General features: G+C 70.5%; 16 protein-coding genes. 6 read left to right on the top strand and 10 right to left on the bottom strand.

Features of this window, described 5'->3' with window-relative positions:
* The first annotated feature begins 3 nt into the window (after positions 1–3).
* Positions 4–1,428, top strand: a complete 1,425-nt coding sequence (locus J2847_RS08635; RefSeq protein WP_209778620.1) for a sigma-54-dependent transcriptional regulator — start codon at positions 4–6, stop codon at positions 1,426–1,428.
* Positions 1,425–4,361 (top strand): hybrid sensor histidine kinase/response regulator, encoded by a 2,937-nt coding sequence (locus J2847_RS08640; RefSeq protein WP_325169349.1) that lies wholly within the window; start codon positions 1,425–1,427, stop codon positions 4,359–4,361. The genes J2847_RS08635 and J2847_RS08640 overlap by 4 nt, the downstream gene beginning before the upstream one ends.
* Positions 4,362–4,401: 40 nt before the next feature.
* Here J2847_RS08640 and J2847_RS08645 read toward each other — a convergent pair whose 3' ends face one another.
* The 5 genes from J2847_RS08645 to J2847_RS08665 form a co-directional block, all read right to left on the bottom strand.
* Positions 4,402–4,605, bottom strand: a complete 204-nt coding sequence (locus J2847_RS08645; RefSeq protein ID WP_209778622.1) for a hypothetical protein — start codon at positions 4,603–4,605, stop codon at positions 4,402–4,404.
* Between the two features lie 282 nt (positions 4,606–4,887).
* Positions 4,888–7,674 (bottom strand): phosphoenolpyruvate carboxylase, encoded by a 2,787-nt coding sequence (ppc, locus tag J2847_RS08650; protein WP_209778623.1) that lies wholly within the window; start codon positions 7,672–7,674, stop codon positions 4,888–4,890.
* A gap of 258 nt (positions 7,675–7,932) precedes the next feature.
* Complete coding sequence (locus tag J2847_RS08655; protein ID WP_209778624.1) at positions 7,933–8,646, bottom strand: glutathione S-transferase; 714 nt, start codon at positions 8,644–8,646, stop codon at positions 7,933–7,935.
* A gap of 141 nt (positions 8,647–8,787) precedes the next feature.
* Positions 8,788–9,621, bottom strand: a complete 834-nt coding sequence (cysE, locus tag J2847_RS08660; RefSeq protein ID WP_085552681.1) for a serine O-acetyltransferase — start codon at positions 9,619–9,621, stop codon at positions 8,788–8,790.
* A gap of 35 nt (positions 9,622–9,656) precedes the next feature.
* Positions 9,657–10,637, bottom strand: coding sequence for a helix-turn-helix domain-containing protein (locus tag J2847_RS08665; RefSeq protein ID WP_209778625.1), 981 nt, complete (start codon positions 10,635–10,637; stop codon positions 9,657–9,659).
* Positions 10,638–10,814: 177 nt separating this feature from the next.
* Here J2847_RS08665 and J2847_RS08670 point away from each other — a divergent pair, with 177 nt between their 5' ends.
* A complete protein-coding gene (locus tag J2847_RS08670; RefSeq protein ID WP_209778626.1) occupies positions 10,815–12,023 on the top strand; it encodes a 4-hydroxybenzoate 3-monooxygenase in 1,209 nt (402 codons plus the stop codon).
* Positions 12,024–12,139: 116 nt separating this feature from the next.
* Positions 12,140–12,484 carry a Lin0512 family protein gene (locus J2847_RS08675; protein ID WP_233474385.1) on the top strand — a complete coding sequence of 115 codons (345 nt, stop codon included), beginning with the start codon at positions 12,140–12,142 and terminating at the stop codon, positions 12,482–12,484.
* A 24-nt stretch (positions 12,485–12,508) separates the two neighbouring features.
* Here the strand turns inward: J2847_RS08675 and J2847_RS08680 are convergent, their stop codons facing one another.
* The 5 genes from J2847_RS08680 to J2847_RS08700 all read right to left on the bottom strand — a co-directional run bounded on the left by J2847_RS08680 (position 12,509) and on the right by J2847_RS08700 (position 17,157).
* Positions 12,509–13,264, bottom strand: a complete 756-nt coding sequence (locus J2847_RS08680; RefSeq protein WP_209778628.1) for an ABC transporter ATP-binding protein — start codon at positions 13,262–13,264, stop codon at positions 12,509–12,511.
* Positions 13,254–14,012, bottom strand: coding sequence for an ABC transporter ATP-binding protein (locus J2847_RS08685; protein WP_209778629.1), 759 nt, complete (start codon positions 14,010–14,012; stop codon positions 13,254–13,256). The genes J2847_RS08680 and J2847_RS08685 overlap by 11 nt, the downstream gene beginning before the upstream one ends.
* Entirely contained in the window at positions 14,009–15,037 is a 1,029-nt protein-coding gene (locus J2847_RS08690; protein WP_209778630.1) for a branched-chain amino acid ABC transporter permease, read from the bottom strand. Before J2847_RS08690 ends, J2847_RS08685 begins: the two co-directional genes overlap by 4 nt.
* Positions 15,034–15,903, bottom strand: a complete 870-nt coding sequence (locus J2847_RS08695) for a branched-chain amino acid ABC transporter permease (RefSeq protein ID WP_209778631.1) — start codon at positions 15,901–15,903, stop codon at positions 15,034–15,036. Before J2847_RS08695 ends, J2847_RS08690 begins: the two co-directional genes overlap by 4 nt.
* Positions 15,904–15,972: 69 nt before the next feature.
* Positions 15,973–17,157 (bottom strand): ABC transporter substrate-binding protein, encoded by a 1,185-nt coding sequence (locus J2847_RS08700; protein ID WP_209778632.1) that lies wholly within the window; start codon positions 17,155–17,157, stop codon positions 15,973–15,975.
* 350 nt (positions 17,158–17,507) lie between these two features.
* On the opposite strand from J2847_RS08700, the gene J2847_RS08705 reads away from it, so the two are divergent.
* Positions 17,508–18,386, top strand: coding sequence for a CoA transferase subunit A (locus J2847_RS08705; protein ID WP_209778633.1), 879 nt, complete (start codon positions 17,508–17,510; stop codon positions 18,384–18,386).
* Complete coding sequence (locus J2847_RS08710) at positions 18,386–19,192, top strand: CoA-transferase subunit beta (protein ID WP_209778634.1); 807 nt, start codon at positions 18,386–18,388, stop codon at positions 19,190–19,192. Before J2847_RS08705 ends, J2847_RS08710 begins: the two co-directional genes overlap by 1 nt.
* The last annotated feature ends 3 nt before the right edge of the window (positions 19,193–19,195 follow it).

Genomic DNA, 19,195 nt, shown 5'->3' on the forward strand with positions numbered 1-19,195 from the left:
GCCATGCCAGCATCGCCGCGAGTTTCCCCCAAGCGCAGAATCCTGCTGATCGAGGACACGCTTCCGCTCGCGACGCTGTATGTCGAGTACCTGCGCGCCGAACCGCTCGCCGTCACCCACGTCACGACCGGGCGCGACGCGCTGGCGGCTGCGGAAGCCGACCCGCCCGACGCGGTGGTGCTCGACCTCAAGCTCCCCGACATGGAGGGGCTGGAGGTGCTGAAGGCGCTCCAGGCGCGCGACCCCGGCGTGTCGGTGGTGATCGTCACCGCCCACGGCTCGATCGACATCGCGGTGGAGGCGATGCGGCTGGGCGCCTTCGACTTCATCGTCAAGCCCTTCAACGCCGACCGGCTGAAGCTGACCCTGCGCAACGCGCTGGAGCGGCGGGCGCTGGCCAGCATCGTCGCCGGCTACCGCAAGGATCTCGACCGCGGCCGCTTCCACGGCTTCATCGGCGGCTCGCCGGAGATGCAGGCGGTCTACCGCACCATCGAGAGCGTCGCCGCCAGCCGCGCCAACGTCTTCATCACCGGCGAGAGCGGCACCGGCAAGGAGGTGGCGGCCCAGGCCATCCACCGCGCCAGCCCGCGCCGCGACCGCGCCTTCGTCGCGCTGAACTGCGCCGCCATCCCCAAGGATCTGCTGGAAAGCGAGATCTTCGGCCATGTGAAGGGGGCCTTCACCGGCGCCACCGGCGACCGGCCGGGAGCGGCCCTGCTGGCCGACGGCGGCACGCTGTTCCTCGACGAGATCTGCGAGATGCCGATCGACCTGCAAAGCAAGCTGCTTCGCTTCGTGCAGACCGGCACCGTCGCCCCGGTCGGCAGCGGGCGGGAGCAGCGGGTCGACGTCCGCTTCGTCGCCGCCACCAACCGCGACCCGCTGGGCGAGGTTCAGTGCGGGCGGTTCCGCGAGGATCTCTATTACCGCCTGCACGTCATCCCGCTGGCCCTGCCGCCGCTGCGCGAGCGCGGCGAGGACGTGGTGGAGATCGCCCGCGCCCTGCTGACCGACTACGCCCGCGAGGAGGGCAAGGCGCTCGCCGGCTTCGCGCCGGAGGTCGAGGCGCGGCTGCGCGCCCACGATTGGCCGGGCAACGTGCGCCAGTTGCAGAACGTCCTGCGCAACGTGGCGGTGCTGCACGACGGCCCTCGGGTGACGCTCGACATGCTGCCGCCGCAGATGATGCCGCAGGGGGCCGCCCCGTCGGCGCGGGCGGCGAACGGCAGCCAGCCGGACGGCGGCGGCCTGGCCGACGGCGACGCGGTGCTGCCGCTGTGGCGGGTCGAGAAGGAGATGATCCAGCGGGCGCTGCGCCTGACCGGCGACGACGTGCCGCGCGCCGCCCTGCTGCTGGAGATCAGCCCCTCGACCATCTACCGCAAGCTCCAGCAATGGCGCCTGTCCGAGGAGCGGGCGGCGTGAACGCGGCGGCCGGTCCGACCCTGCCTCCGACCCTGCCCGACGAGGCGGAGCGCCAGAGCGTGCTGGACGCCTGCTGCATCCTCGACACGCCGCCGGAGCCCGGTTTCGACGGCGTCACCCGGCTCGCCGCCCATGTCTTCCGCACGCCGATCGCCCTGGTGTCGCTGATCGACCGCGACCGCCAGTGGTTCAAGAGCCGCGTCGGCCTCGACGCGACGGAGACTCCGCGCAACCTCGCCTTCTGCGCCCACGCCATCGCCGGCCACGACGTGATGATGGTTCCCGACGCCACGCGGGATCCGCGCTTCGCCGCCCACCCGGCGGTGACCGGCGAGCCGGGCGTCCGCTTCTATGCCGGGGCGCCGCTGGTGGTCGCGGGCCGCCGGCTCGGCACCCTGTGCGTCGTCGACACCGTTCCCCGTTCGGATTTCGCCGACCGGGACGCCGAGACGCTGGAGCAGCTCGCCCGGCTGGTGGTGGAGCTGCTGGACCAGCGCCGGATCCGCCAGACGCTCGCCGACGCCATCGACGCCATCCCCGACGGGCTGGTGCTCTACGATTCCGACGACCGGCTGATCCTGTGCAACCGCCGCTACCGCGCCGCGCACCCAAGAACCGCCCCCGCGATCGTTCCCGGCGCGCCGTTCGAGACCATCCTGCGCGCCGGCATCGCCAACGGGGAGTTCGGCCGCGCCCCCGACGGCCGCGCCGATTCCGAGAGCTGGATCCAGGGGGAACTCGCCCGGCACCGGGCGCCCGACCAGCCCTTCGAGCGGCAGCTGGCCGACGGGCGCTGGATCCGGGTGGCGGAGAAGCGGACGGCCGGCGGCGCCCTGGTCGGCACGCGCACCGACATCACCGAGCACAAGCGCGCCGAGGCCGAGCTGCAACGCCAGGCCGCCGACATGTGCGCGCTGGCCGAGGGGCTCGACGCCGCCCGCGAGGACGCCGACCGGCAGCGCTCCGCCGCCGAGGCGGCGACCCGCGCCAAGTCGGATTTCCTCGCCACCATGAGCCATGAGATCCGCACGCCGATGAACGGCATCATGGGGATGAGCGAGCTTCTGTTCGACACCCCGCTGACGCCGGAGCAGCGCCAGTTCGCCCAGGCGGTGCGCAGCTCCGCCAACGCGCTGCTGACCATCGTCAACGACATCCTCGACTTCTCCAAGCTGGAGGCCGGCAAGGTCTCCATCGAGGCGCTGCCCTTCGCCCCCGCCGATCTGGTCGAGGGGGTGGTCGAGCTGCTGGCCCCCCGCGCGCGGGAGAAGGAGATCGAGATCGGTTTCTTCATCGACCCGCGGCTCCACCGCACGCTGGTCGGCGATCCGACGCGCATCCGCCAGATCCTGGTCAATCTGGTCGGCAACGCCGTCAAGTTCACCGACCGCGGCAGCGTGACGGTGGAACTGGAGGCGCTGGAAAGCGGCGGCGACCGTCTGGTGATGCGGGCCACGGTGAGCGACAGCGGCATCGGCATCCCGGCCGACGCGCTGCCCACCCTGTTCGGCAAGTTCCAGCAGGTCGACGGTTCGATCACCCGCAGGTATGGCGGCACCGGCCTCGGGCTGGCGATCTGCCGGCAACTGACGGAGCTGATGGGCGGCGGCATCACGGTGGAGAGCACCCCCGGCGTCGGCAGCCGCTTCCAGGTCGATCTCCCGCTCGGCGTCGGCGCGGAGGAGGGACCCGCCGCGCAATCGCTGGCGGGCCGGCGTGTCCTGGTGGTGGACGATCTGGCGATCAACCGCCGCGTCCTTTCCTCCATGCTGGAGGGGCAGGGGGCCGAGACCGTGGCGGTGGACAGCGCGCTCGAAGCGCTCGACGCGCTGGAGCGCGCCGCCGCCGCCGGGCGCCCCTTCGACATCGCGCTGATCGACCAGACCATGCCGGTGATGGGCGGCGACGCGCTGCTGGCGGCGATGGCCGAGCGGCCCCGGCTGGGCCGGGTCAAGCGGGTTCTGGTCACCTCGCTGGGACCGGGGGCCGGGAGCGGCGAGGGTGGGCTCGCCGACGCGACCCTGACCAAGCCGCTGCGGCAGGCCGCGCTGGTGTCCTGCCTCGCCACGCTGTTCGGCGACGGGATGCGCCCGGCCCCAGCCGCGCCGCCCGCCGCGCAGGCGGACGGCGTGGTGCGGCGCGGCCGCATCCTGCTGGCCGAGGACAACCGGACCAACCAGCTCTTCGCCACCACCCTGCTGCAACGGCTGGGCTACGACGTGGAGGTGGCGGAGGACGGCCGGCAGGCGCTTGCCCTCGCCATGGCCGGCGGCGTCGACCTGATCCTGATGGACGTGCAGATGCCCGTCATGGACGGGCTGGACGCGGCGCGGGCGATCCGTGCCCTGGGCGGGCCGTGCGCCACGGTCCCGATCGTCGCCCTGACCGCCGACGCCATGCCGGGCACGCGCGAGGAATGCCTCGCCGCCGGAATGGACGACTACATCACCAAGCCGATCGGCCGGCCGACGCTGGTGGCGGCGCTCGACCGCTGGCTGTCGCCGGCGGCGGAAGCGCCGGTCGAGGCGGCGCCGTCGGCGGACGTTCGGGAGGCAGGCTCCGAGCCGGATGGCGACGTGATCGACGAGGCAGTCCTGAATGAACTGGCGGACAGCGTCGGACCGGAGAGCCTGGGCCGGATCATCGACAGCTTCCTGGGCGACATCACCAGACGGGTCGGCCGGCTGACGGTGATGGGCGAGGCGATGGCTTCCGGCGACCTCGACCTGCGGGCGCTCGCCAGCGAGGCCCATGATTTGTCCAGCACGGCGGGCAGCTTCGGCGGGACACGGGTCATGCATCTGGCGTGGCGGCTGGAGGTGTCCGGCCGGCAGGGCGAGCGCGCCCAGGCCGAGGCCCTGCTGCCGGAGTTGCTGCGCGAGGCCGGGCGGCTCGAACGCACCCTGCGCCGCCGGATCGCCGCCGCGCGCTGAAGGCGCGCGTCAGGAACCGGCGGCGGGCGTGATCAACGTTTCATTGGCCGCCGCGCTGACCGCTCCGGCGGCCGTCGCCGCGCACCGTCACCGGCTGCCAGATCATCGCCGCCCCGGCGCCGGCACCACAAGCCGCCCCGACGAAGCCGTCGGACGCGCCGGCCTGGGTCGTGCCACCGCTGCCGTCCGGCCGCGCATTGGCCGGTTGCGACATCTGCTCTTGCTGCTGGGATCGAGTGGTCATACCAATTCCTCCTGTGGAGGGCGCTCTTCTAGCGGAGGCGCCGGACCGAATCAAGATGGATTTCAACAATCGAATCCGGGATTGTCCGAGTCAAGACAATCGGCAAGGCCATCTTTTTGTTTCCACCATATGGAATGTCCAGGGGCGCAACGAAAAACCCGCCCCAGTTGGGGCGGGCTTCGCTGCAATCCGACATTGCGGAAGTGTCACGGGCGCCGGCATCGGCCCCTCTCCCGCAAAAGGGGGAAGGGCTCGCATGGCGCGTCCGGTCAGAGGAGCGCCTCAGCCGCTGTTGCGCAGGCCGGCGGCGATGCCGTTGATGGTCAGATGGATGCCACGGGCGATCTGCCCGTCGGTGTCGGTGTCGGGGGTGTTGCCGCGATGGCGCTTCAGCAGCTCGACCTGGACGTGGTTGAGCGGGTCCAGATAGGGGAAGCGGTTGCGGATCGAGCGCGCCAGCAGCGGGTTGCCTTCCAGCAGCGCCTGCTGCCCGCTGATCGCCAGCAGCGCCTCGATGCTGTCCTGCCACTCCGCGCGGATGCGGGTGAAGATCGCCTCGCGCAGCGCCGGGTCCGACACCAGCTCGGCGTAGCGCGACGCGATGGCGATGTTCGACTTGGCCAGCACCATGTCCATGTTCGACAGCAGCGTGCGGAAGAATCCCCAGTCGCGGTGCATCGCCCGCAGCCGCTCCAGCCCGCTCTCCGGATGGTCGGCCAGCCACGCCTTGACGGCGGAGCCGAAGCCGTACCAGCCCGGCAGCATCAGGCGGCATTGCGACCAGCTGAACACCCAGGGAATCGCGCGCAGATCCTCGATGCTGGTCGACTTCTTGCGCGAGGCCGGGCGGCTGCCGATGTTCAGGTTGGCGATCTCGCCGATCACCGTCGATTCCCAGAAATACGTCTCGAATCCCTCGGTCTCGTAGACCAGCCCGCGGTAGGCCTTGAAGGCGTGGGCCGACAGCTCCTCCATCGTCGCCAGGAAGACCTCCTCGCAGGGCGCGGCGGCCTCCGGGTGGAGGAGGGTGGCCTCCAGGGTCGCGGCGGCCAGCGTCTCGAGGTTGCGGCGGCCGACCTCGGGGTTCGAGTATTTGCCGGCGATGACCTCGCCCTGCTCGGTGATGCGGATGGCGCCCTGCACGGCGCCCGCCGGCTGGGCCAGGATCGCCTGATAGCTGGGGCCGCCGCCGCGGCCGACCGAGCCGCCACGGCCGTGGAACAGCCGCAGCCGCACCTTGTGCCGGGCGAAGACCTCGACCAGCGCGATCTCGGCCTTGTACAGCTCCCAGCCCGAGGTCAGGAATCCGCCGTCCTTGTTGCTGTCGGAATAGCCGAGCATGACCTCCTGCAAGCCGCCGCGGCTCTCGAGGAAGCGGCGGTAGACGGGCAGGGAGAGCAGGCGGTCCATGGTGGCGGCGCTGTTGCGCAGGTCGCCGATGGTCTCGAACAGCGGCGCGATGTTCAGGTCGAGCGCGCCGTCCTTCGGGCGCAGCAGCCCCGCCTCCTTCAGCAGGACGGCGACCTCCAGGATGTCCGACACGCCGTCGGTCTTGGAGATGACGCAGTTCACCACCGCGTCGGCGCCGAGGCGGGCGCGGCAGTCGGCGGCGGTGCGCAGGATCGCCAGCTCCGACTTCGTCTCCTCCGAATAATCGGCGTAGGGCGAGGCCAGCGGGCGGTTGCTCTCGAGTTCGCCGAGCAGCCGCTCGATCCGCTCATCCTCCGGCAGCGCCTTGTAATCGACGGACGGATCGGCGAAGGCCAGCAGCTCCGCCACCGTGCGCTCGTGAACGTCGGAGTTCTGGCGCAAGTCGACGCTGGCGAGGTGGAAGCCGAACAGGTCGACCGCCCGGCGCAGGCTGCGCAGCCGTCCCTTGGCCAGCGCCGCCGAGCCGTTGACCGTCAGCGAGCGGTCGAGGATGTCGAGGTCGGCGCGCAGCTCGGCGGCGTTGGCGTAGGCCGGGGCGTCGCCCAGCGCGTGACGCGCCGCCTCGTGCCCGTCGAGCTGCTTCGCGGTCGCCGCCAGCCGGGCGTAGATGCCGGAGATGGCGCGGCGGTAGGGCTCCAGGCTGCGGTGCGGCGAGGTGTCGGGGGAACGCTCGGCGAGCTGGCGCAGCGGCTCCGACACGGCGATGACGCGGGTGCTGAGCGACAGCTCGGCGCCCAGGCTGTGCAGCTCGTCCAGGTAGAAGCGCAGCGCCCGCGTGCTCTGCATGCGCAGGGCCTGCTGGAGCACCGGGGCGGTGACGAAGGGATTGCCGTCGCGGTCGCCGCCGATCCAGCTTCCCATCCGCACGAAGGAGGGCAGCTCGGTCGTGGTCCAGGCCGGGTCCATCTTGCGCAGCTGGTCCTCCAGCGCCGCGTAGAAGCGCGGCATCTCGCGCAGGAAGGTGTAGTCGTAGAAGGTCAGCCCGTTGGCGACCTCGTCGATCACCGCCAGCTTGGTCCAGCGCAGGATCGAGGTCTGCCACAGGGTCAGGACCGAGCGTTCCAGCCCTTCGAGGTTGGCCTGCTCCTCCTCCTCGGTCATCGGGCCGCGCTCGCGCTCGGCCAGCAGGCGGGCGAGGTCCATCTGCACGGTCAGGATGCTCTTGCGCTGCACCTCGGTCGGGTGGGCGGTCAGAACCGGGCTGACCAGCGCCGTCGCGAAGAAATCCTGGAGCTGCTGGGTGGTGACGCCGGCCTTGCGGGCCTCGTCGAGCGCGTGCGCCATGGTGCCGTCGCGCGGCGCCGAGCCGGCCAGCGCGTGGGCGCGGGTGCGGCGGATGTGGTGCTGGTCCTCGGCGATGTTCGACAGGTGCGAGAAGAAGCTGTAGGCACGGACGACGCGGGCCGTCTGCGGCGGCGACAGGCTGTTCAGGATGCCTTCCAGCTCGCGCCGGGCGCCCTGGTCCTCGTCGCGGTGGAAGCGGATCGAGGTCTGGCGGATGCGCTCGACGATGTCGAAGACGGCTTCGCCTTCCTGGCGGCGGACGGTGTCGCCCAGGATGCGGCCGAGAAGACGGATGTCGTCGCGCAGCGGGTGGTCCTTCTCGGATTCGTCCTGGGTGAGCACGATGGCGGACATGGGCGGCGGTATCCTCGGGGCGAGCGTGGCGGAACGAGCGTGGACAGGGTCGGCGGCCGACTTCAATGTTGGGCCGTGGTCAAAAATCCGGCAAGATCCGGTCTGCGCACGAAGTGGTCAGACCAACACCCACAGAATGCCTATTCCTGTTCAAGTTTCAACCATCCGTGTGCAGGCGCAAAATATTTTCCATAACCAGACTTATGTGTTTATGGCGCCGCCCCGAGGAAGCCTCCCCGAACCCCTTGGGGGAAGGCTTCAGCCGTCCAGTTCGGGATAGGCCCGGAAGATGCCGTTCTCGTTGAAGGGAATCCGGCGGCCGGAGCCGCAGTAGGCCTGAATGCGGGGAAGCGCCGCCACCCGGTCGTGCAGGGCGACGGTCTTCGGCCAAGCCGGCTCCATCCTGGCCATCGTCCTGGGAAAGGCGTAGCGCAACCCCTCCACCAGTTGGAACAGCGAGGTGTCGGCGTGGCTCAGCCGGTCGCCGACAAGATGCTCCGGCCCCGCCGGGTTGCGGGTCAGGATCGTCTCGAACCACCCCAGGAACTTCGGGATGCGGTCCTCGCGGAATTGCGCGGCGCGGCGCAGCGCCTCGGCCTTCTGCTCCTCGTAGTAGAAGCGGTTGCCGACGGGGTGGTGGGTGTCGTGGATCTCGACGACGAAATCGGTGACGGTCAGCTGGATCTGGTGCAGCCACAGCCGCCCGGCCGCGTCGTCGGGTGCCAACCCCAGCTTGGGCCCGAGATGATGCAGGATCGCTGCCACCTGCCCCACCAAAATCTCCCCGTCGCGCAGGAAGGGCGGCGCGAAGGACGGGGTGCGGACGTCCGGCGCCTCCAGCAGGCGCATCATCGCCTCCACCCCGCCCTCCCCGCGCGCCACGTCGCGGTAGGGAGCACCGGCGGCCTCCAGCGCCAAGCGCACGAATTCGCCGCGCCCCTGGATCTCCGGCCAATAGTAAAGCTCATACATCGGCGCATCCTCCCTGCTCCGCCTCCCCCGGCCGGCGAACCGGCGGTCCCGAACGAGCCTACAACACGGGAACGGGGCGGATCGTCGCGTCGGGACCGCCGGCGGCCGTCAGCCGGGCGCGGCGCCGCGCGGCCCGTCGGGTCAGATGCTGTAGTCGCCCTGTTGCAGGCTCTGGTCCATGCTGAGCGCCGGGGCGACCTCGTCGCGGCACCAGCCGACGATCCTCGCCGGGATGCCGGCCACGGTGGCGCAGCCGGGAACGTCCTTCAGCACGACGCTGCCGGCGCCGACCTTGGCGTGGGCACCGACGGTGATGTTGCCCAGCACCTTGGCGCCGGCCGCCAGCAGCACGCCGTCGCGCACCTTGGGATGGCGGTCGCCATGCTCCTTGCCGGTGCCGCCCAGCGTCACGTTCTGGAGGATCGAGACGTCGTTGCCGATCACCGCCGTCTCGCCGATGACGACGCCGGTGCCGTGGTCGATGAACACCCCGCGCCCGACCGGAACCGCCGGGTGGATGTCCACCGCGAAGGTCTCCGACACCCGGCTCTGGAGGAAATGCGCGAGGTTGTGGCGCCCGTTCCCCCACAGCCAGTGGGCGACGCGGTGCCATTGCAGGGCGTGGAAGCCCTTGAAATACAGGAAGGGCGTCAGGCAGCTGTCGGCCGCCGGGTCGCGCGCCAGGATGGCGGCGAGGTCGGTGGCGGCGGCCTCGACGATGCCGGCGTCGGCCTCCATCGCCTCCTGCACGGTCACGGCCAGACGGTCGGGCGGCATCACCCGGTCGGCCAGCTTGCGCACCAGCAGCGCGGCGAGCGCCGAGCCGAAACAGTCGTGCGACAGGACCGATTCGTTCAGGAAGACGCGCAGCGTCCGTTCCTCCGCCGCGACGCGGGCGGCGTCGGCGCACAGGGTCCGCCACAAATCCTGCCCGACCGGCGACGGGTCGCGCACCGCAAGGCCGAGGGTGTCCATCCGTCCGTCTTTCCCAGCCACCGATCAAGAAAGCGCTACTTTGGTGACGACGGCCCCTCCGGGTCAAGCCCATTGCCGCCGCGACCGCCCGGCGGCGCCGCATGGCTGTCGGCAGCCGCGTGCATCCGCCGGAAGCCCTGGGGCGACCGCCCGTCGCGCCGGGTGAAGAAGCGCGAGAAATAGGCCGGATCCTCGAAGCCCAGCGCGTAGCCGATCTCGGCCATGCCGTGGCTCGTGTAGATCAGCGACCGCCTGGCCTCCAGCATCACCCGGGCATGGACGAGTTGCAGGGTCGAGCGGCCGGTAACGCGCCGGCAGGCCGCGTTCAGCCGCCCGGCGGAAACGCCGAGCGCCCCGGCGTAGCGCTCGATCGGCCAATGCTCGCGGAACCGTTCCTCGATCAGGTGATGCAGCCGGGCGAGCAGCCGCAGGTCGGGGGAGCGCCCCTGCCCCGCCCCGCCCGCCGCCGCGATCCGCCGGGCGGCGAGCAGCCGCGCCGCCGTCACCAGCAGCAGCGTCACATGCGCGGCGATGGCGCTGGCCCGCCCGACATGATGGGCGCGGAACTCGGCCACGATGTCGGCGAAGGCGCGCTCCAGCGCCGCCAGCTCCGGCGCGGCCCGGTCGAGGTCGTGGGCGAAGGGCAGCGCCAGGGCGTCGCGCGGATCCTCCTCGTGGGCGGCGGCCAGCACGCCGGAGAGGAAGCCCTCCGACATGGTCAGCACATGGCCGTCGGTGCCGGGATCGAAGCGGAAGCCGTGCACCACCTGGGCCGGCACGGCGATCAGCGCCGGGGCGCGGAACCACCAGTCCGCCGCGTCCACCGTCAGCCGCCCGCCCCCGCCGCTGACCAGCAGGGCGTGGCTCAGGCCGTCGTGGCGGTGGGGCCGGACCTCCCAATTGTGCAAGCGCATGCGGTCGGGAATGCTCTCGATGTGGACGAAGCGCAGCTCCGGGACGGCCGGCGGCTCGCCGTAAAGCCAATAGCGCGGGATGGGTTCGGCGGTCTGGGGCATTGGCGGCGATGGCGGGTCCGGCAAGGCGCTGTGGCGATGGAAAGTGCAAGAGATCGGCCGGTTCGTCCATGTCCGGCCGAGGGAACGAACGATTATGATCGAGTCGATACAGTTCGGCATCAAGATCGTTTGAAGAATCGCGCTTCTTTGAAAAATCCCCGAAGAAGGAGCAGAGACATGGCGCAGGCCACGCCCAACTCCATCACACGGACCCAGGTCGGCATCATCGGGGCCGGCCCGGCCGGCCTGTTTCTCGCGCATCTGCTGCACCGCCAAGGCATCGAGTCCGTCATCCTGGAAAGCCGCAGCCGCGCCGGGATCGAGGGCACCATCCGCGCCGGCGTGCTGGAACAGTGGGTGGTCGACCTGATGAACCGGATGGGCCTCGGCGGGCGCATGATGCGCGAGGGCCATTTCCATTCCGGGATCACGCTCCGCTTCGACCACCGGAGCCACCACATCGACATGGCGGATCTGACCGGCGGGAAACGCGTCACCGTCTACGCCCAGCACGAGGTGATCCGCGATCTGGTCGCCGCCCGGTTGGAGGAGGGCGGCGGAATCGTCTTCGGCGCGTCCGACGTGCAGCCGCTCGATATCGACGGCACGGCCCCGCGCATCGCCTTCCGCCGCACCCCGGACGGGCCGCCGGAGGAGCTGCGCTGCGATTTCATCGCCGGCTGCGACGGCTTCCACGGGCCGAGCCGCCCGGCGATCCCGGCGGCGCTGCGCAACGAGTTCCAGACCGTCCATCCCTTCGGCTGGCTCGGCATCCTGACGGAGGCGCCGCCCTCGCACCCCGAACTGATCTACGCCAACCACGAGCGCGGCTTCGCGCTGCTCAGCACCCGCTCGCCCGAGGTGCAGCGGCTCTACCTCCAGGTCGATCCCGGCGACGACATCGCCCACTGGTCCGACGACCGCATCTGGTCCGAACTGCACGCCCGGCTGGAGGACCGCGACAGCTGGACGCTCACCGAGGGGCCGATCTTCCAGAAGGGCATCATCGGGATGCGCAGCTTCGTCTGCGAGCCGATGCGGCACGGCCGCCTGTTCATCGCCGGCGACGCCGCCCACATCGTGCCGCCGACCGGGGCCAAGGGCCTGAATCTGGCGGTCGCCGACGTGCTGGTGCTGTCGCGGGCGCTGGCCGCCTTCTACAGGACCGGCTCGACCGAAGGGCTCGACGGCTACAGCGCGACCTGCCTGCGCCGCATCTGGAAGGCCGAGCGCTTTTCCTGGTACATGACGACGATGCTGCACCGGAATCCGGCGGAATCGCCGTTCGAGCAGCGCATCCATCTGGCCGAGCTGGACTATCTGGTGCAGTCGCGCGCGGCGATGACGGCGCTGGCCGAGAATTACGTCGGCCTGCCGATGGACTGACCGGGCGGTTTCCAAACGGCGGAAAAGCCGTCGCAACACCCTGTTCCCCCCGGCCGGATTCCGGCATCCTGGCGGACCGGAACAGGGCGGCGGGGTGCGTGGCGATGGAACGGGTGATGTTCGTCGAACTCGGCATGGGGGTGGACCTGCACGGGCAGGACGTCACCAAGGCGGCGGTGCGCGCGGTGCGCAACGCCATCGAGCGCAACTCCATGCCGGGCATGCGGGCGCTGGTCGACGGCGACACCAGCCGGATGCGGGTGCGCGTCACGCTGGCCGTTCCCGCCGACGCCGACCGGCTCGATCACGAGGCCGTGCGGGCGGTCTTTCCCTACGGCGACGTCTCGATCCGCGTGACCTCGGGCGGCATGCTGGCGCCGAGCGGCATCTTCCTGGCCGACAAGAACGACCGCAACGAACTGATCTACGTGGTCAACGCGGCGGTCGAGGTCGGGGTCTGACGGAGAGGCGCTCTGGCCCGCCCCTCACGCCGCCAGCGCGACGCCGAGGTGACGTTCGAGCAGCGCGTGGTCGGCCTTGGCCTGATGGGCCGGTCCGGCATGGACGACGCGGCCACGGTCGAGGAAGACCACGCTGTCGGCGAAATCCAGCGCCCGGTCGACCTGCTGCTCGACCAGCACCACCGTCATGTCCAGTTGCGACAGCGCCGCCATCAACTGGTCGCAGATGACCGGGGCCAACCCCTCCAGCGGCTCGTCGAGCAGCAGCGCGGTCGGCCGGCCGAGCAGAGCGCGCGCCACCGACAGCATCTGCTGCTCGCCCCCCGACAGCTCGCCGCCGCCGTTGCGCCGCCGCTCGCCCAGGCGCGGGAACAGGCTGTAGGCCTCCTCCAGCGCCGCGCGCGGCCGGCCCTTCAGGCCGGTGACGAGGTTTTCCTCCACCGTCAGCGACTTGAACACGTCGCGCGTCTGCGGCACGTAGCCCAGCCCCGCCGCCGCCCGCGCCGAGGACGGCAGGGCTCCAAGCTCCACCCCGTCCAGCCGGATCGAGCCGGCGTGGCGCGTCGTCTGCCCGACCAGCGTCGCCAGCGTCGTCGTCTTGCCGACCCCGTTGCGGCCGAGCAGCGCGAGCCGCCCGCCCGCCGGCACCGTGAAGCCGACCCCCTCCAGGATCAGCGTCCGGCCGTAGCCGGCGCTCAGCCCCGCGATCTCCAGCAGCCCCTTCGCGTCGGCCCCCGCCGCCCCCGCTCCCGCCGCCCCCGCTCCCGCCTCAGTGCGCATGCGCCCGGCTCCCCAGATAGACCTCGCGCACCCGCGGGTCGGCCACGATCTCCTGCGCCGTGCCCCGGCAGAGCAGGCGTCCCTGCGCCAGCACGACGATCGAGCTGGCGAAGCGGAACACCAGATCCATGTCGTGCTCGATCATCAGCACCGCCAGATCCTTCGGCAGCCGGTCGATGGCGTCGAGGATGCGCTGGCTTTCCGAATGCGGCACGCCGGCCGCCGGCTCGTCGAGGATCAGCACCTTCGGCCGCATCGCCAGCGCCAGCGCGATCTCCAGCAGCCGCTGCTGCCCATAGGCGAGCGAGCCGACCGGCGTCGCGGCCACCGCCCCCAGCCCCATGATGTCGAGCAGCCCGGCCACCTCGTCGGCCAGCCCCGGCACCCGCGCCACCGAGGCGAAGAGGCGGAAGGTCCGCCCATCGCGCTGAAGGACGGCCAGCTCCAGATGCTCGCGCACCGTCATCGACTTGAACAGGCGGGCGACCTGGAAGCTGCGGATCAGCCCGCGCCGCACCCGCTCCGCCGCCGGCAGCCTGGTGACGTCGCGGCCGTCGAGGCGGATCGTCCCGGCGCTCGGCGGGATCACCCCGGTGACGAGGTTGACGAAGGTCGTCTTGCCCGCCCCGTTCGGCCCGATCAGGGCGCAGCGGTCGCCGGGATGCAGGCTCAGGCTGATGTCGGACGACACCTGGAGCCCGCCGAAATTCTTGCTCAGCCCCTCGACCTCAAGCAGCGCCGGCTTCATGCCTTTCCCCCCTTGGCGCGGAACAGGCCGCCCAGACGCTCGATTCCGGACAGGATGCCGCCGGGCAGGAACAGCACCACCCCCATCAGGAACAGGCCGATGAACAGCATCCAGTGGAACGGGTCGCTGGCCGCCAGGATGTGGTGGACGCCCATGAAGGACACCGTGCCGAGGACCGCGCCGTAGAGCCGCCCGGTGCCGCCGAGCACCAGCATCACCAGCGCCTCGGCCGACCAGGAGAAGCTGGCGCTGTCGAGCCCGACGATGCCGCTGGTCACGGCGGTCAGCGCGCCGGCCACCCCGGCGAAGACCCCGGCCACCGCGTACATCGCCACCAGATAGGCCTTGGGCGAGCCGCCGATGGCGGATATCCGCAAGGGATCCTCCTTGACGCCGCGGCAGGCCAGCCCGAAGGGCGAGCGGACGATGCGCCGCGCCACCAGCAGCCCGGCCAGCAGAACCGCCAGCGCGAACAGGTAGGAGGTGCGGCCGAACATGTCGAAGCGGAACAGCCCGAGCAGCGGGGCCGGGTCGATGCCGGACAGACCGTCGCTGCCGCCGGTCCAGTCGCGCGCCTTGTTGGCGACCTCCTGGACGATCTGGGTGACGGCGATGGTCAGCATCAGCAGGGTCAGGCCGCGGGCGTGCAGGATCAGCGCGCCGGTCAGCAGCGCGATCAGCCCGCCGGCCAACCCGCCGACCGCGAGCAGGGCCAGCGGATCGCCGATCCAATGCACCGCGGCGATGCCGGCGGCGTAGGCGCCGGTGCCGAACATCGCCGCCTGCCCCAGCGTGGCGATGCCGCAATAGCCGAGCACGAGGTCGAGCGACAGCACGTAGAGCGCGGTGGCGAGGATGCGGGTCAGCAGCCCGAGATCCTCGGGAAACAGCCAGAAGGCGGCCAGCCCGGCGGCGGCCGTCACCGGCACCCCGAGCCAGCCGAGGTCGCGCGGCCGGCGCGCGGGCGCGGCGGCGGGAGCGGCGGTCTTGTCGGTCTTGGCCCGGTCGGTCGCGGCGGCGGTCATGCCGTCCTCCCCTTGAAGAAGCCGTGCGGCCAGCGGAACAGGATCAGGATGAGGGCGGCGTAGAAGAAGAACTCGCCGAAATTCGGGATCAGGTACTTGCCGGCGGTGTCGGTGACGCCGAGCGCCAGCGCGGCGGCGGCGGAACCGAAGATGCTGCCCGCCCCGCCCACGGCGACCACCGCCAGGAACAGCACGATGTAGCGGATGGCGTAATAGGGCTCCAGCGGCAGCAGCTCGGCCCCCAGCACGCCGCCCAGCGCCGCCAGCCCGGTGCCGAGCGCGAAGGTCGCCATGTAGAGCCGCTCGGTGCGGATGCCCAGCGCCGCCGCCATCGCCGGGTCGTCGACCGCCGCGCGCAGGCGGATGCCGAAGTCGGTGCGCTCCAGCAGCCACCACAGCCCGAGCAGGGTGACGGCGCCCATGCCGATGACGAAGGCGCGGTGGGTCGGGATCGCCTTGGGCCCGAGCGACACGGTGCCGAGCAGCGCGTCGGGCAGCGGAATGCGCTTCAGGGTCGGGCCGAACAGGTAGTTGACGCAGGCGACGATGACGAAGGTCAGGCCGATGGTCAGCAGCACCTGCGACAGCTCGTTGGCGTGGCCGTAGATCCGGCGGTAGAGCAGCGTCTCCAGCGGCAGGGTGGCGAGCACGGTGAGCGCCACCGCGACCACGAGCGCGGCGGCGTAGGGCAGCCCCAGCGTCTGCGCGGCGTAGGAGGCGACGTAGCCGCCGACCATGGCGAAGGCGCCGTGGGCGAGGTTGACCACCCGCATCAGCCCGAGCGTCACCGACAGGCCGACCGAGATGATGAAGAGGATCATCCCATAGGCAACGCCGTCCACGGCGATGCCGAACATGGTTTCCATGGCTCTGCTGCGCCCTCGTCAATGGCCGGTCATGCCGCCCTCTCCCGGGACGGGAGAGGGCGGCGCGCGTCACTTCCCGACCTTGTAGCCGTAATCCGGCTGGTCGGCGAAGGCGGCCTGTTCGGTGTTCTGGAGCTTGCCGTCGACCTTCTCCACCGTGCGCAGGTAGATGGTCTGGGTGACGTGGCGGCTGTCCGGGTTGATGGTCAGCGGCCCGCGCGGGCTCTCCCAGCTCATCCCCTTGACGGCGTCGACCGCCTTCAGCCCGTCGGGCTTGCCGCCGGTCTTCTGGATCATCTGGTAGATGACGTGCGCCCCGTCATAGGCGCCGACCGAAGTGAAGGTCACGGTGTCGCTGGAGCCGAACAGCTCCTTGTGCTTGGCGAGGAACGCCTTGTTCTTCGCCGAATCGTGGGCCTGGCTGTAGTTGAAGGTGGTGGTGATGCCCAGCGCGGCGTCGCCGAGCGCCGGCAGGTCGGGTTCCTGCGTGATGTCGCCGGGGCCGAAGAACTTGATGCCCTTCTCCTTCAGGCCGTTGTCGGCGAAGGCCTTGGCGAAGGCCAGCGTCGTCGGGCCGGCTGGCAGGAAGGCGTAGATCGCCTCGGCGCCCGAATCCTTGATCCGCTGCATGAAGGGGGCGAAGTCGTTGGATTTCAGCGGCATGCGGATGGTGTCGACGACCTTGCCGCCGGACTTCTCGAAGGTGGTCTTGAAGGCGGTCTCGCCGTCGATGCCGGGGCCGTAGTCGCTGACCGCGGTGACCACCGTCTTGATCCCCTGCCTGGCCATGTGCTCGGCCAGCGGCACGGTGTTCTGCCAGAGGGTGAAGGAGGTGCGGACGTAGCGCGGCGACTTCTCGGTGATCGCCGAGGTCGCGGCGTTGAAGATCACCGCCGGGATGTTGGCCTCGTCGATCAGCGGCGCCACGGCGAGCGCGTCGGGGGTGAAGAAGAAGCCGGCGAGGTAGCCGACCTTCTCCTTGACGATCAGCTCCTGGGCCAGCGCCTTGCTTTGGGCCGGGTTGGCCTGGTCGAGGTCCTTGAAGATGAACTCGACGGTGTCGCCGCCGACGGTCTTGCCGTTTTCGGCCTGATAGACGGCGATGGCCTCCTTGAAGGTCTTGCCGACCATGGCGAAGGGGCCGGAGAATGGGGCGATCACGCCCACCTTGACCGTCGCCGCCGATGCCCCGCCAACCCCCAGCGCGAGGCCGAACACCGCCCCGAACAACGCCGTACGAAGATGCGTCGCCATGGTTCCTCCCAGTTTTTGCCCGTGATTTCGACCGTGAGCGGATGCCGGACACCGCCCGATCTTCAAGTGTTTGGCCGAGCGTACTGAGGGACATCCCAACCGTCAAGTGCGATATTGGAATTCTGGGGCGATAATCGCACGATGAGCCGATTCCTAGCAACAGTATGTTTTACCATGATGTTCCGGCATAAGCATCGCCTCCATTTTGGGAATTCGCTTATGCTGCGCCGCAATATGGGCGTTTATCGAACGAACATGTGCAAAATCGCCCTTGACACGCCTGCGACATTCCGTCCACTCTGTGCGCAAACAAGGACACAGGTGCGATCTTCGCACACTCGGGAGGTCATATGGCGCTTATCACGCCCCTGCGCGAGGCGGTGTCGAGCCTCGTGCGCGACGGCGACACCGTCGCCCTCGAAGGCTTCACCCACCTCATCCCCCACGCCGCCGGGCACGAGATCATCCGTCAGGCGAAGAAGGACCTGACCCTGGTCCGCATGACGCCGGACCTCATCTACGACCAGATCATCGGCATGGGCGGCGTGCGCAAGCTGATCTTCTCCTGGGGCGGCAACCCCGGCGTCGGCTCGCTCCACCGCTTCCGCGACGCCGTCGAGGGCGGCTGGCCGCGGCGGCTGGAGATCGAGGAGCACAGCCACGCCGGCATGGCCAACGCCTACGTCGCCGGCGCCTCCAACCTGCCCTTCGCGCTGCTGCGCGGCTACACCGGCTCCGACCTGCCCAAGGTCAACCCGAACATCCGCTTCGTCGAATGCCCCTTCACCGGCGAGAGGCTGGCCGCCATCCCGTCGGTCCGCCCCGACGTGACGGTGATCCACGCCCAGAAGGCCGACCGGCGCGGCAACGTGCTGCTGTGGGGCATCCTCGGCGTCCAGAAGGAGGCGGTGCTCGCCGCCAAGCGCTCCATCGTCACGGTCGAGGAGATCGTCGACGACCTGGAGGCGCCGCCCAACGCCTGCGTGCTGCCGGGCTGGGCGCTGTCGGCCGTCTGCCATGAGCCGGGCGGCGCCTACCCGTCCTACGCGCAGGGCTATTACGAGCGCGACAACCGCTTCTACAAGGATTGGGATCCGGTGGCGCGCTCGCGCGACGGTTTCCGCGACTGGATGAAGCGCCACGTCCTCGACACCGAGGATTTCGCGGGTTTCCGGCGCGTGCTCGCCGAAACGGCCGGCCCCAAGGCGGCCGGACAGGAGGTTGCGTGATGGCTGAAGCGGTTCCGTCCTCCGCCGATTTCTCGGCGACCGAGATCATGACCGTGGCGGCCAGCCGCCTGCTGCACGACGGCACGGTCTGCTTCGTCGGCATCGGCCTGCCCTCCACGGCGGCCAACCTGGCGCGCCTGACCCACGCCCCCGAGGTGGTGCTGATCTACGAATCCGGCCCGATCGGCGCCAAGCCCAACGTGCTGCCGCTGTCGATCGGCGACGGAGACCTGGCGCTCACCGCCGACACGGTGGTCAGCACGCCGGAGATCTTCCGCTACTGGCTCCAGGGCGGGCGGATCGACGTCGGCTTCCTCGGCGCGGCGCAGGTCGACCGCTTCGCCAACATCAACACCACGGTGATCGGCGCCTACGACGCCCCCAAGGTCCGCCTGCCGGGCGCCGGCGGCGCGCCGGAGATCGCGGCCCAGGCCAAGGAGGTCTTCATCGTGCTCAAGCAGAGCCGGAAGGCCTTCGTCGAAAAGCTGCCCTTCATCACCTCGGCCGGCTTCCTCGACGGCGGGGACGCGCGCGAGAAGGCCGGCATTCCGGGCGGCGGCCCGACGGCGGTCATCACCGACCTCGGCATCCTGACCCCCGACCCGGTGACGCGCGAGCTGACCCTGACCAGCATCCACCCCGGCGTCACGGTGGAGCAGGTCAAGGAGGCCACCGGCTGGGACCTGAGGATTTCCCCCGACCTGAAGACCACCGAAATCCCGGACGCCGCCGCGCTGGCCGCCCTGCGCGACCTCCAGGCGCGCACCGCCAGGGCGCACGGCCAATCCGCCGGCGGGGAGGGTTGAGCG

Source organism: Azospirillum agricola (genome assembly GCF_017876095.1).
Lineage (GTDB): Bacteria > Pseudomonadota > Alphaproteobacteria > Azospirillales > Azospirillaceae > Azospirillum > Azospirillum agricola.

What these genes read in the sequence shown, in the direction of transcription:
- cysE (WP_085552681.1), bottom strand. Translation starts at nt 9,621, where the DNA reads ATGGACACCCTCGGCCTTGCGGTGCGCGACCCGTCGCCGGTCGGGCAG.
- J2847_RS08665 (WP_209778625.1), bottom strand. Translation starts at nt 10,637, where the DNA reads ATGCCCCAGACCGCCGAACCCATCCCGCGCTATTGGCTTTACGGCGAG.
- J2847_RS08685 (WP_209778629.1), bottom strand. Translation starts at nt 14,012, where the DNA reads ATGAAGCCGGCGCTGCTTGAGGTCGAGGGGCTGAGCAAGAATTTCGGC.
- J2847_RS08705 (WP_209778633.1), top strand. Translation starts at nt 17,508, where the DNA reads ATGGCGCTTATCACGCCCCTGCGCGAGGCGGTGTCGAGCCTCGTGCGC.
- J2847_RS08655 (WP_209778624.1), bottom strand. Translation starts at nt 8,646, where the DNA reads ATGTATGAGCTTTACTATTGGCCGGAGATCCAGGGGCGCGGCGAATTC.
- J2847_RS08700 (WP_209778632.1), bottom strand. Translation starts at nt 17,157, where the DNA reads ATGGCGACGCATCTTCGTACGGCGTTGTTCGGGGCGGTGTTCGGCCTC.
- J2847_RS08710 (WP_209778634.1), top strand. Translation starts at nt 18,386, where the DNA reads ATGGCTGAAGCGGTTCCGTCCTCCGCCGATTTCTCGGCGACCGAGATC.
- J2847_RS08635 (WP_209778620.1), top strand. Translation starts at nt 4, where the DNA reads ATGCCAGCATCGCCGCGAGTTTCCCCCAAGCGCAGAATCCTGCTGATC.
- J2847_RS08645 (WP_209778622.1), bottom strand. Translation starts at nt 4,605, where the DNA reads ATGACCACTCGATCCCAGCAGCAAGAGCAGATGTCGCAACCGGCCAAT.
- J2847_RS08690 (WP_209778630.1), bottom strand. Translation starts at nt 15,037, where the DNA reads ATGACCGCCGCCGCGACCGACCGGGCCAAGACCGACAAGACCGCCGCT.
- ppc (WP_209778623.1), bottom strand. Translation starts at nt 7,674, where the DNA reads ATGTCCGCCATCGTGCTCACCCAGGACGAATCCGAGAAGGACCACCCG.
- J2847_RS08670 (WP_209778626.1), top strand. Translation starts at nt 10,815, where the DNA reads ATGGCGCAGGCCACGCCCAACTCCATCACACGGACCCAGGTCGGCATC.
- J2847_RS08680 (WP_209778628.1), bottom strand. Translation starts at nt 13,264, where the DNA reads ATGCGCACTGAGGCGGGAGCGGGGGCGGCGGGAGCGGGGGCGGCGGGG.
- J2847_RS08675 (WP_233474385.1), top strand. Translation starts at nt 12,140, where the DNA reads ATGTTCGTCGAACTCGGCATGGGGGTGGACCTGCACGGGCAGGACGTC.
- J2847_RS08695 (WP_209778631.1), bottom strand. Translation starts at nt 15,903, where the DNA reads ATGGAAACCATGTTCGGCATCGCCGTGGACGGCGTTGCCTATGGGATG.